Source organism: Burkholderia sp. AU39826, from assembly GCF_020419965.1.
GTDB classification, from domain to species: Bacteria; Pseudomonadota; Gammaproteobacteria; order Burkholderiales; family Burkholderiaceae; genus Burkholderia; species Burkholderia semiarida.
The window spans coordinates 86,254-98,344 of sequence record NZ_JAIZQG010000004.1; the positions used below are offsets into that span (position 1 = coordinate 86,254).

Annotated in this window: 10 protein-coding genes; 6 read left to right on the forward strand and 4 right to left on the reverse strand. The window is 69.7% G+C overall.

Going from position 1 to position 12,091, the window contains the following annotated elements; translation table 11 throughout:
* Nucleotides 1-65: 65 nt before the first annotated feature.
* The 4 genes from LGM42_RS11510 (at nt 66) to LGM42_RS11525 (ending at nt 3,148) form a co-directional block, all read left to right on the forward strand.
* A complete protein-coding gene (locus LGM42_RS11510) occupies nt 66-1,568 on the forward strand; it encodes a cobyric acid synthase (RefSeq protein WP_226232258.1) in 1,503 nt (500 codons plus the stop codon).
* 82 nt (nt 1,569-1,650) lie between these two features.
* Nucleotides 1,651-1,788, forward strand: coding sequence for a hypothetical protein (locus tag LGM42_RS11515; RefSeq protein WP_180278209.1), 138 nt, complete (start codon nt 1,651-1,653; stop codon nt 1,786-1,788).
* A 148-nt stretch (nt 1,789-1,936) separates the two neighbouring features.
* Entirely contained in the window at nt 1,937-2,350 is a 414-nt protein-coding gene (locus LGM42_RS11520) for a DoxX family protein (RefSeq protein ID WP_226232259.1), read from the forward strand.
* A 147-nt stretch (nt 2,351-2,497) separates the two neighbouring features.
* The gene (locus LGM42_RS11525; RefSeq protein WP_124659003.1) at nt 2,498-3,148 is read left to right on the forward strand and encodes a ParA family protein; all 651 of its coding nucleotides are present in this window, start codon (nt 2,498-2,500) and stop codon (nt 3,146-3,148) included.
* 134 nt (nt 3,149-3,282) lie between these two features.
* Here LGM42_RS11525 and panD read toward each other — a convergent pair whose 3' ends face one another.
* The 4 genes from panD to LGM42_RS11545 form a co-directional block, all read right to left on the reverse strand.
* Nucleotides 3,283-3,669, reverse strand: coding sequence for an aspartate 1-decarboxylase (gene panD / locus LGM42_RS11530; RefSeq protein WP_006484038.1), 387 nt, complete (start codon nt 3,667-3,669; stop codon nt 3,283-3,285).
* Between the two features lie 44 nt (nt 3,670-3,713).
* Nucleotides 3,714-4,553 (reverse strand): pantoate--beta-alanine ligase, encoded by an 840-nt coding sequence (gene panC / locus LGM42_RS11535; protein ID WP_059576698.1) that lies wholly within the window; start codon nt 4,551-4,553, stop codon nt 3,714-3,716.
* A 258-nt stretch (nt 4,554-4,811) separates the two neighbouring features.
* A complete protein-coding gene (locus LGM42_RS11540; RefSeq protein ID WP_012329011.1) occupies nt 4,812-5,684 on the reverse strand; it encodes a segregation and condensation protein A in 873 nt (290 codons plus the stop codon).
* A gap of 4 nt (nt 5,685-5,688) precedes the next feature.
* Nucleotides 5,689-5,877 (reverse strand): DUF3460 family protein, encoded by a 189-nt coding sequence (locus tag LGM42_RS11545; protein ID WP_006484044.1) that lies wholly within the window; start codon nt 5,875-5,877, stop codon nt 5,689-5,691.
* Nucleotides 5,878-6,125: 248 nt separating this feature from the next.
* Between LGM42_RS11545 and LGM42_RS11550 the strand changes: the two genes are divergently transcribed.
* Nucleotides 6,126-7,940 (forward strand): autotransporter assembly complex protein TamA, encoded by a 1,815-nt coding sequence (locus LGM42_RS11550; protein ID WP_060311908.1) that lies wholly within the window; start codon nt 6,126-6,128, stop codon nt 7,938-7,940.
* A gap of 40 nt (nt 7,941-7,980) precedes the next feature.
* Nucleotides 7,981-12,033, forward strand: a complete 4,053-nt coding sequence (locus LGM42_RS11555; protein WP_226232260.1) for a translocation/assembly module TamB domain-containing protein — start codon at nt 7,981-7,983, stop codon at nt 12,031-12,033.
* The last annotated feature ends 58 nt before the right edge of the window (nt 12,034-12,091 follow it).

Sequence of the window (12,091 nt, forward strand, 5' to 3'; positions counted from 1 at the left end):
TAACGGCGCGGGCGACCCGCCGCGGGCGATAATGCGGCCTTTGCTTCGCGACGACCTTTTACACGATGAATGCACCCGAGCCGCGGCCGCGCGGCACGCTGATGATCCAGGGCACGACATCCGACGCGGGCAAGAGCACGCTCGTCGCGGGCCTGTGTCGCCTCGCGCGCCGCGGCGGCGCGCGCGTGGCGCCGTTCAAGCCGCAGAACATGGCGCTCAACAGCGCGGTGACGGTCGACGGCGGCGAGATCGGCCGCGCGCAGGCGCTGCAGGCGCTGGCCGCCGGCGTCGCGCCGCATACGGATTTCAATCCGGTGCTGCTGAAGCCGACGAGCGACCGCGGCGCGCAGGTGATCATTCACGGCAAGGCGCGCATGAACCTCGACGCGCGGGCGTATCACGACTACAAGCCGGTCGCGTTCGATGCGGTACTCGAGTCGTATGCGCGCCTGCGTGCCGGTTACGACACGGTGATCGTCGAAGGCGCCGGCAGTCCGGCCGAGATCAACCTGCGCGATGGCGACATCGCGAACATGGGCTTTGCCGAGCGCGTCGACTGCCCGGTCGTGCTCGTCGCGGACATCGATCGCGGCGGCGTGTTCGCGCATCTGGTCGGCACGCTCGCCTGCCTGTCCGACAGCGAGCGCGCGCGCGTGCGCGGCTTCGTGATCAATCGCTTCCGCGGCGACCTCAAGCTGCTCGAACCAGGGCTCGACTGGCTGCGTGCGCGCACGGGCAAGCCGGTGTTCGGCGTGCTGCCATACCTGCATGGGCTGCTGCTCGACGCGGAGGACATGCTGCCCGGGCAAGCGCGCAGCGCCGCCGCACGCGGCGAAACCGGCGTGTTGCGCGTCGTCGTGCCCGCGCTGCCGCGCATCAGCAACCACACCGATTTCGATCCGCTGCGCGCGCATCCGCAGGTCGAATTCACGTACTGGAAGAGCGGCCCCGTGCCCGACGCCGACCTGCTGATCCTGCCCGGTTCGAAGAGCGTGCAGCGCGACCTCGCGTGGCTGCGCGACGCGGGCTGGGACGCGCTGATCCGGCGCCATCTGCGCTACGGCGGCAAGGTGATCGGCATCTGCGGCGGCATGCAGATGCTCGGCCGCACGCTCGACGATCCGCTCGGCCTCGAGGGGGCGCCCGGCAGCGTGCCGGGGCTCGGGCTGCTCGATTTCGACACGACGCTGCAACCCGACAAGACGCTGAAGAACGTGACGGGGCACCTCGCGCTGTCGGGCGCGGCGGCCGTGCACGGCTACGAGATCCACATGGGCGACACGCGCGGGCCGGCGCTCGCGACGCCTGCGCTGACGCTGGCCGCCGATGTCCCGGCGGAGGGCACGCGTCCCGACGGCGCGATGTCCGCCGACGGCCAGATCCTCGCGACCTACGTGCACGGGCTGTTCGACGCGCCCGACGCCTGCGCGGCGCTGCTCGCGTGGGCGGGGCTCGACGGCGCGGCCCGCATCGATTACCCGGCGCTGCGCGAGGCTTCGCTCGAGCGGCTGGCCGACACGTTCGCCGAGCACCTCGATCTCGACGCGCTGTACGCCGAGTTTCGTTGAGTTCGCGCTGGTCCGCCCTCGCTTTTTCCGCGCCATCGCGTACAACGAAGGAGGGCGGAGGTCCGCCCGAAGGAGGGCGACGATGAGGGCTCGATGGTGGTGGAGCGTACTGCTTGCGGCGCTGCTGGGCGTGTCGTCGGCGGCGCATGCGTGCGATTCGTATGCGCCGGGTGGCGGCCAGTCCGGCGGCGATGCCACGCCAGGCAAGAGCGGTTACTGAGCGGGACGCAGGGCATGATCGGTCATGCCTTTTTTTTGCGTCAATTCGTTCCAAAGGAGAATCAATTTAAGCCGGTTGGCATGTTTATCGGTTGAATCGATTCGAATAGAGTGCGACCCATTCCCATCCACTCCCGAAGGACTCCGTCATGAACCCCAACCGCCTGAACGATTTCGCCGCGACGCTGTTGCGCGTCGCCCTCGGCGTGCTGTACCTCGCGCACGTCGCGCAGAAGGTGTTCGTTTTCACGCTGCCCGGCACCGCGCAGTTCTTTGCGTCGATCGGCCTGCCGGGCTGGCTCGCGTACCTCACCACGTTCGTCGAACTGGCGGGCGGCGTGGCGCTGCTCGCGGGGTTCCGCGTGCGCGTCGTCGCGCTGGTGCTGCTGCCGTTCATGCTCGGCGCGGTGGCCGCGCATCTGCCGAACGGCTGGAGCTTCGCGTCGCCGCACGGCGGCTGGGAATATCCGGCGTTCTGGGCCGTCACGCTGGCCGTGCAGGCGCTGCTGGGCGGCGGCGCGTTCGCGATCGGCGCGCGGGACACAGCCCTCCAGAGCGCGTGACGTGAAGGAAAGCGGACGAAAGGGGGGCGTGGTTCCTCGCCACCGGTTCCGGTGACCCCCCGTTTGCCGATATCATCGCTCCCTGTATCCGCAATCGAGCGGCGCCTGCCATGCGGTCGGCGCCGCGCGGCTTTTTCGGGGGAATTCATGACGGTCATCGTGGTGGCGAATCCGAAGGGCGGCGTGGGCAAGAGCACGCTGTCCACCAATCTAGCCGGCTATTTCGCGGCGCAGGGCGCATGGGTCGCGCTGGCCGACCTGGACCGGCAGCAGTCCGCGCATGCGTGGCTCGACCTGCGGCCGGCCGGCTTGCCGGCGATCGAGGCGTGGGAACTCGATCCGGACGCGCCGTCGAAGCCGCCGCGCGGGCTCGAATACGCGGTGATCGACACGCCGGCCGGCCTGCACGGCACGCGGCTCAACGTCGCGCTGCAACTGGCCGACAAGGTGATCGTGCCGCTGCAGCCGTCGATGTTCGATATTCTCGCGACGCAGCAGTTTCTGGAGCGCCTCGCCGGCGAGAAGGCCGTGCGCAAGGGCAGCGTCGAGGTCGGAATCGTCGGGATGCGGGTCGATGCGCGCACGCGTTCGTCCGACCAGCTGCACCGGTTCGTCGAAGGGCTCGGCCTGCCGGTGCTCGGCTACGTGCGCGACACGCAGAACTACGTGCAGATCGCCGCGCACGGCCTGACGCTGTGGGACGTCGCGAAAAGTCGCGTCGAGAAGGATCTCGAGCAGTGGCGGCCGATCGTCGAATGGGCCGAGCGCCGCGCGCCGAAGGCCGCGAAGGCTTCCTGAGCGCCCGGGCCGTCCCGGCCGGCGCGATACCCAATGAGAAAGGGCCGGATCCCGTGGCGTACGGTATCCGGCCCGTCGGCGGCAAACGGCAGCGCCGCGGCCGCGCGCCGCGGCCCGCGGGCGTGCCGCTCGGCTTACGTCCAGTTCTGCGTCGGCACGTGATCGCGATGGCCCTTGATCTTGTTGCCTTCGTCGATGAACACGAGCTTCGGCTTCCAGCCGGCCTGCAGTTCGGCTTCGTCGACCATCGCGAACGCCGCGATGATCACGAGGTCGCCCAACTGCGCGCGGCGCGCGGCCGAGCCGTTCAGCGAGATCATCCCGCTGCCGCGCTCGCCCTTGATCGCGTACGTCGAGAAGCGCTCGCCGTTGTTGATGTTCCAGATGTCGATCCGTTCGTTTTCGATGAGGCCCGCCGCTTCGAGCAGGTCTTCGTCGATCGCGCACGAACCTTCGTAGTGCAGTTCGCAGTGCGTGACCGCCGCACGGTGGATCTTCGATTTGAGCATGTGGCGCTGCATGGGGTCTCCGTGATGCGTCGTGAGAGGCGCGGGCGGGCCGGCCGTCAGATTTCCAGGTTGTCGATGAGGCGGGTCGCGCCGAGCTTCGCGGCCGCGAGCACGACGAGCGGCTCGCCGGCTTCGAGTTCGGCGGCGCTCGGTGCGATCAGGTTCGCGCGGCGGCGGATCGCGATGTAGTCGGGCGCCCAGCCGCGTTCGGCCAGGTGCGTGTGCGCGTGCTGCTCGAGCTTGCCGAGGTCGCGTTCGCCGCCGAGCACGCTGTCGCGCACGCGCTGCAGCGTTTTCGCCAGTTCGGGCGCTTCCTTGCGCTCGTCGGCCGTCAGGTAGCGGTTGCGCGACGACAGCGCGAGGCCGTCCTCGTCGCGCACGGTCTCGGCCGCGACGATGTCGACCGGCAGCGCGAGCTGCTGGCACATCCGGCGCACGATCATCAACTGCTGGTAATCCTTCTTGCCGAACACGGCGACGCGCGGCTGCACGCAGGACATCAGCTTCGTGACGACCGTGCACACGCCGGCGAAGAAGCCGGGACGGAACTCGCCCTCGAGTATCCCGCCGAGGTCGTCCGGCGGCAGCACGCGATACTCCTGCGGCTCCGGGTACATGTCGCGCTCGGTCGGCGCGAACAGCACGTACACGTTTTCCTGCTGCAGCTTCTCGATATCGTCCTGGAGCGTGCGCGGGTACTTGTCGAAATCCTCGTTCGGGCCGAATTGCAGCCGGTTGACGAAGATGCTCGCCACGACCGGGTCGCCGTGCTGGCGCGCGAGGCGCATCAGCGACAGGTGCCCTTCGTGCAGGTTGCCCATCGTGGGCACGAACGCCGTGCGGTTCTGGCCGCGCAACTGGTCGCGCAGTTCCTGGATCGAGCTGATGACTTTCATGATCGGGTAGCGGGTTCCTCGCGCAGGTGCGCGTGGGCGCCGCAGCAGCGGCGCCGGGGTCGAAGCGGACAACGCCGGCGCGCGGGCGGCGCATCGGGCGTCGGCGGATTGTAGAGGATTTGGCCGCGCGACGCATCGATAAAAGAACGATCGTTCACTTTATATCGGGACGTGCGGGACACCCGCCGGACGGCCTTCCGCCGCGGCGAAGCGCGAGCGTCGGGACGAACCGGGAACGGGAAGTGGCGGGGGCGGCCCTTACGCGGGCAGGTATGCGAGACGCACGTAGATCGGCGCGAACGGCTCGGCCTGCGTGATCTCGAGCAGCGATTCGCGCGCGAGCTCGAGCATCGCGATGAAGTTCACGACGACGACCGGCACGCCGCGCGACGTGTCGAACAGGTCGGCGAACTCCATGAAGCGGGCATTCTGCAGCCGGCGCAGGATCAGGCTCATGTGCTCGCGCACCGACAGCTCCTCGCGGGAGATCTTGTGGTGCTGGACGAGCTTCGCGCGCTTGAGCACGTCGGCCCACGCGGCGCGCAGGTCGTCCGAATTGACGTCGGGAAAGCGCGGCGTGACGCTTTGCTCGATGTACACCTCGGCGCGCAGAAAATCGCGGCCGAGCTGCGGCAACTGGTCGAGCCGCTGCGCGGCGAGCTTCATCTGCTCGTACTCGAGCAGCCGGCGCACGAGTTCGGCGCGCGGATCCTCGGCTTCCTCGCCGGTGTCGGCCTTCTTCACCGGCAGCAGCATCCGCGACTTGATCTCGATCAGCATCGCGGCCATCAGCAGGTACTCGGCCGCGAGCTCGAGGTTCGACGTGCGGATCTGGTCGACGTAGCCCAGATATTGCGCGGTGACCTGCGCCATCGGGATGTCGAGCACGTTGAAGTTCTGCTTGCGGATCAGGTACAGCAGCAGGTCGAGCGGGCCTTCGAACGTCTCGAGGAACACCTCGAGCGCGTCGGGCGGGATGTAGAGATCCTGCGGTAGCTTGAAGAGCGGCTCGCCGTACAGGCGAGCGAACGCCGCGACACCGTCGACCGTGTCGGGCGTCGAATCGGCGCCCGCGGGCGCGGCGATCGCGTCGTCCTGCCGGGCGGCGCTGGCCTCGTCGGCGGCGCTCACGTCGTCAGAAGTTCTGGTAGTAGACGTACGGCGTCTGCTTCACGCGCGATTCCTGCTGCTCGGCGCGCTCCTCGAGATCGATCGGCTGCTTGTCCCACAACAGGGAACGGCCCTTGCGCTGCTCTTCCTCGAGCGTCGGCTTCTGCTGCTTGAGCTGGTTCAGGAACTGCGTGACGTCGGACTGGTACGGCATGGCTGGATCTTCCGTTTCGGGCGGCGCACGATGCGCCGGATTCACGATGGCGGGATTTTACCGCATCGCGGGGAACAGCCGGCGCCAATCGCGCGTCGAATCGGCGGGCCGGTGCCGACGGGGATCGTGCGGCGGCCCTGCCCGGGGCTGGCATTCTTTCACAATCGTTTGGCTGTGACGCCCGCGCCCTGTGGTCAAATACAGGGTTTTCCACGAAACCGTAACAAACCAGCACGGCGAGGTCATATTTGGCGGGGCAGTCGAACCATCGAGCACACACGGCGCGTGATGCAGGCCCGCGCGCGGCGCGCGATCACGCCGGCGCCGCGGCCCGCGTCGCGCGGGCGGCCCTCGCGGGCTGCCTGGCCGCGTGCTTCGCGCTGCCGGCCCATGCGAAGTACGACGTCGACATCGACGCGCCGCGCTCGATCCGCAAGCTCCTGAAGACGCATCTCGATATCGCCCGCTTCGCGAAGCGCGACGACATCAGCGACGACCAGTTCGACTTCCTCGTGACCGCCACGCCGCAGCAGGTGCGCGACCTGGCCGCGACGGCCGGCTATTTCTCGCCGATCGTGCGCACCGACGTGCGCACCCGCGACGGCAAGCGCGACGTGCGCATCGCGGTCGATCCGGGCAAGCAGACCGTCGTGTCGACGGTCGACCTGACGTTCAAGGGCCCCGTCGAAACCGAGGATCCGAAGCAGGAAACGGCCACGCGCTTCGCGTTCTCGATGAAGCCTGGCGACCCGTTCACGCAGTCCGACTGGGACGACGCGAAGAGCGCGGCGCTCCGGCAACTGCAGTCGCGCCGCTATCTCGGCGCGAAGATCGCGTCGTCCGAGGCGCGCATCGATCCGCGCACGCAGCGCGCGACGCTCGCGGTCGCGTTCGACAGCGGCCCGACGTTTACGATCGGCAAGGTCGACGTCGACGGCGTGCGCCGCTATCCGGAAAGGATCGTCACGAACGTCAATCCGCTGTCGGAAGGCGAGATCTACGACGTGCGGCGGATCGCCGAATTGCAGCGGCAACTGCAGAACACGCCGTACTACGCGAGCGTCGCGATCGACGTCGGCGACGATACGTCGAAGCCCGAGCGCACGCCCGTGCACGTGAAGGTCAGCGAATTCCCGTACAACAACATTCGCGGCGGCGTTGGCTTCGCGACCGATACCGGGCCGCACGTGCAAGGCTCCTATACGTATCTCGACACGTTCGGCGCCGCGTGGCCGCTGACCGTGTCGGGCCGGGTCGACCAGATCCAGCAGTACGGGCAGGTGCAGCTGTCGATGCCGCCGGGCGAGAAGGGCTGGACCAACAGCGTGCTCGCGTCGTACACGAACACCAACGTGTCGGATACGCGCATCTACAGCGCGCGGGTCGGCGTGCAGCGCACGCGCACCGGCCAGTTCATCGACTATGCGTATTCGCTGATGTACTACCAGGACCGGCTCGACCAGAACGGCGCGGGGCCGACCACGAGCCGCGCGCTGGTGCCGCAGTGGGCGTGGACCCGCCGCAACGTCGACGATCCGCTGTTCCCGCGCTCGGGCAACCTGATTCACGCGGAGGCCGGCTTCGCGGTCAAGCACGTGCTGGCCGACGAAACCTTCATTCGCGGCTACGCGCGCGGGCAGCAGTATCTGCCGATCGGCAAGCGCGACCTGTTCGTGTTCCGCGCGGAGCTCGGCGGCGTGTTTACGAGCGGCAGCTCGTCCGGCGTGCCGGCGTCGCTGCTGTTCCGCGCGGGCGGCTCGAATTCGGTGCGCGGCTACGGTTACCAGAGCATCGGTAACAGCGTCGCCGGCTCCGTTTTGCCGACCAAGTACCTGATGACGGGTACGGCCGAATACCAGCACTGGTTCAACCGCGACTGGGGCGCCGCGACGTTCTTCGACATCGGCACCGCGACCGATGCGTGGGGCGAGCGCGTGTTTTATCCGGGCGTGGGCGTCGGTGCGCGCTGGCGCAGCCCGGTCGGCCCGATCAACGTCGACGTCGCGTACGGCTTGCGCAACCATAGCGTGCGCCCGTACCTGACACTCGGCATCGCTTTCTGAACCTGTCGCCCTGTTCACGACGACACGCACGACGAACCGCATGACGAAGGACCCGAACGACACGCCGCCGCCTCACGATCCGGATTCGCCCGGCGGCGCGCCCGATACGCCGCCGCGGCCGCCGCGCGCGCCGCGGCGCGGCCGCGCGTGGCGCGTTCTCGCGTGGACGCTCGTGTCGCTCGTGCTGCTCGTCGTGCTGGCGGCGGGGCTCGTGGTGGGGGCGGTGACGACGGAGCGCGGCACGCGGCTCGCGTGGCAGGCGGCCGGCAAGGTGCTCGGCACGCGAGTCGCGGGCACGCTCGACGGCGGCTCGCTCGCGACCGGCGTGCGCTTGCGCGGGTTCGCGTGGACGAGCCCCGACGGCACCGGCACCGAGGTTCGCATCGACCGGCTCGACGGTCGCTGGGCGCTGACGCGCGCGCCGTGGCGGCTGTCCATCGCGTATCTGCGCGCCGGCACGATCGACGTGCGGATCGCGCCGGGGCCGTCGACGCCGAGCACGACGCCGCAGAACCTGAGCTTGCCGCTGCAGGTGCGGATCGACGACCTGCGCGTCGATCGCCTCGCCATTCACGACGGCGGCTCGACGACGCAGCTCGACCATCTCGCGCTGAACGGCCGCAGCGACGGCCGTCATCATGAACTCGTGCTCGACGGCGTCGATACGCCGTACGGCGCGCTGACCGCGCGCGCGAAGCTCGACGGCGTGAAGCCGTTCGCGCTGACGGGCGAGGCCACCTACGCCGGCAAGCTGTCCGACGAACCGGTCGACGCGCGGGCCCGTGTGTCGGGCTCGCTCGAGGCGCTCGTCGCCGACGTCGACGCGAGCGGGATGAAGCTGAACGGGCGCGCGCACGTCGAGGCCGCGCCGTTCGGCCCGGTGCCGCTCACGCGTGCGTCGCTCGCGTTCGACCACGTGAACCCGCAGGCGCTGTCGCCCGGCGCGCCCGCGGCCGATCTCGCGGTGCGCGCGGCACTCGCGCCGGTGAGCGCGCCGGCGGGCTCCGCGCCCGCGAAGGGCTTCGCGGTGACGGGCCCGGTGTCGATCGTCAACGCGAAGCCGGGCACGCTCGGCGACCATCTGCTGCCGGTGATCGACGCGCACGCGACCGTGCATCTCGACGCGCACGCGCAGCGCATCGACGGCCTCGCGCTGAAGCTGATCCGCGACGGCAGCGTGACAGGCGGCGGTACGCTCGCGGGCGGCAAGGGCCGCTTCGACCTGAAGGTCGCGAACCTCGACCTGAACGCGTTCGTCGCCGAGCTGCGGCCGATGCGCCTCGGCGGCCCGCTTGGCGTGACGCTCGCGGGCGACGTGACGACCGTCGATTTCAACCTGAGCGACCCGAAGCTCGCGCTGGGCGCGCGCGCCAAGGTCGCGCTGACGCGGCAGCAGACCGTGCTGACCGACACGCGCGTGACGGCCGGCAAGGGGCGCATCGACCTGACGGGCGTGTTCCGCCACGACGCGCATTCGACCTATGACGCGAAGGCGACGCTGACCGCGTTCGATCCGCTGCTGCTCGCCGCGGCGAGCGCGCCGAAGGCAGGCGGCGGCAAGGCGCCCGCGAAGGCCGCCAAGGCGCCGGCCAGGCGCGGCGAGACGCGCGTGTCGGGCACGCTGACCGCGTCGGGCGCGTTCGCGCCGCAGGTGTCGACGAAGGCGACCTTCAAGCTCGCCGACAGCCTGTACGACGGCGTGCCGCTGACGGGCGCCGGCGTCGTGCAGCTCGCCGGCTCGCGGATCCTGCCGAGCAACGCGAACCTGTCGATCGCCGGCAACCACGTCGACCTGCGCGGCAGCTTCGGCGCACCCGGCGACCGGCTGCGCTTCGTCGTCGACGCGCCGCAGCTCGACCGGCTCGGCTTCGGTGTCGAAGGGCTCGTGCAGGCGCAGGGCGACCTGACCGGCAGCTTCGCGCATCCGAACGTGACGGCCACCTACAAGGCCGAGCACGTCGTCGTCGGTTCGAACCGGATCGGCACCGCGCAGGGCCGCGCGGACATCCGCGACGGCGCGCACGGCGCGCTCGTGTTCACGGCCGACGCGGCCGACATCGCGCTCGGCTCGTTCCAGTTGAAGTCGTTGCGCGCGAACCTCGACGGCACGCGCGCGAAGCACACGCTCGACGCATCGGCGCTCGGGGCGGCCGGCGGCCGCGTGATCGACCTGACGCTCGCGGCGAACGGCGGTGTGGTCGAGACCCGCGACGGCATGCGCTGGGACGGCACCGTCACGCGTCTCGCGAATCGCGGCACGCCGGCGCTCGCGCTGCAGGCGCCGCTGACGATATCGGCCGGCGCCGGGCGCGTGACGCTCGGCGCGACGCGGCTGACGCTCGAAGGCGCGGCGATCGACCTGAAATCGTTCGTGTTCGATCGCGGCCAGATGCGCTCGGCGGGCGCCGTGACGGGCGCGTCGGTCGCGCGTTTCCTCGAGGTGCGCCAGGCGCTGACCGGCCAGCGGCCGCCGGTGCGGACCGACGTCGTGCTCGATGCCGACTGGGATTTCTCGCTCGGCGCGAACGCGACGGGCTACGTGCAGGTGAAGCGCCGCGGCGGCGACGTGACGATCGAGACCGGGCGCGGCATCGCGTCGCTCGGCCTGACCGACCTGTCCGCACGCGCGAGCTTCGCGCCCGGCAACCGGCTCAACGTGACGGCGCTCGCGAAGGCGAGCCGGATCGGCACGCTCGACGCGAACGTCGCGGTGCCGTTCGCGCTGCGCGACGGCGTGTTCGGCATCGTCGACGACGGCCCGCTGTCGGGCCGCATCGACGCCGACATCCCGGCGCTGAAGACGACCGGCAACCTGTTCGGGCCGAGCTACCTGCTCGGCGGGCGCGCGGCGCTGAAATTGACCGTCTCCGGCACGCCGGTGAAGCCGAACCTGTCGGGGACGCTGACCGGCGACGAGCTGTCCGCGACGCTGATCGATCAGGGCGTGCAGTTGAAGGACGGGATCGTGCGCGTGAAGCTGTCGGACAACCTCGTCGAATTCCAGCAGGTCGAGTTCCACGGCGGCGACGGCACGCTGCGCGCGCTCGGCCGCGTGCGCCTCGACGGCGAGGCGCCGGACCTGACCGCGAGCATCGTCGCGGACAAGCTCGAACTGTTCGCGGCGCCGGACCGCAAGCTGTCGCTGTCGGGCAAGGCCACCGTCGCGAACGACGGGCCGCGCGGCGCGCTGTCGATCGACGGCAAGTTCATGGTCGATCGCGCGCTGTTCGACCTGCCCGAGCAATCGGCGCCGCACCTGTCCGACGACGTCGTGATCGTGCAGCCGGACGGCACGGTGCGCGGCGAGACGCCGACCGGCACCGCGGCCGCGAAGCCGAAGCCGGTCGACAACAAGCCCGCGCCGTCGCTGGCGCCGCGCGCGAACATCGACGTCGGCCTCGGCAACAACTTCCGCTTCAAGGGCCACGGCGCGGATCTCGGGTTGCGCGGCACGATCACCGTGATGAGCGCGCCGGGCGTGCCGCTGCGCGCGGTCGGCAACGTGCGCGTGACGGAAGGTTCGACGTACACGACGTTCGGCCGCAAGCTCGCGATCGAGAACGGTTTCTTCACGTTCAACGGCCCGGTGTCGAACCCGGGCGTGAACATTCTCGCGATGCGGCGCAACCAGGAGGTCGAGGCCGGCGTGCAGGTGGTCGGCACGATCCAGTCGCCGACGGTCAAGCTCGTGTCGGAGCCGAACGTCACCGACAACGAAAAGCTGTCGTGGCTGCTGTTCGGGCACGGTACCGACCAGGGCAACAACGTCGGCCAGCAGGGCGCGATGACGGCGGCGCTCGGGCTGCTCGGCAGCGTGACCGGCAAGCGTGTCGCACAGACTTTCGGTCTCGACGAGGTGTCGGTCGGCCGCAGCGAAGTCGGCCTGACCGATCCGCAGGTCGTGCTGGTGTCGAAGGCGATCAACGAGCGCTTCGTGCTCGGCTTCGAGCAGGGGCTGCAATCGGCGAGCAACGCGTTCAAGGCGACGATCAACCTGACGCGCTTCTGGTCGGTGTCGGCGTACGGCGGCACGTTCCAGGGTGTCGACCTGAACTACACGCGGCGCTTCGATCGGTGGTTCGGGCAGCGGTGAGGGGGGCACGGCGTACCGGGCGACGATAAAAAAGCCCCGCACGATTCGCATCGTGCGG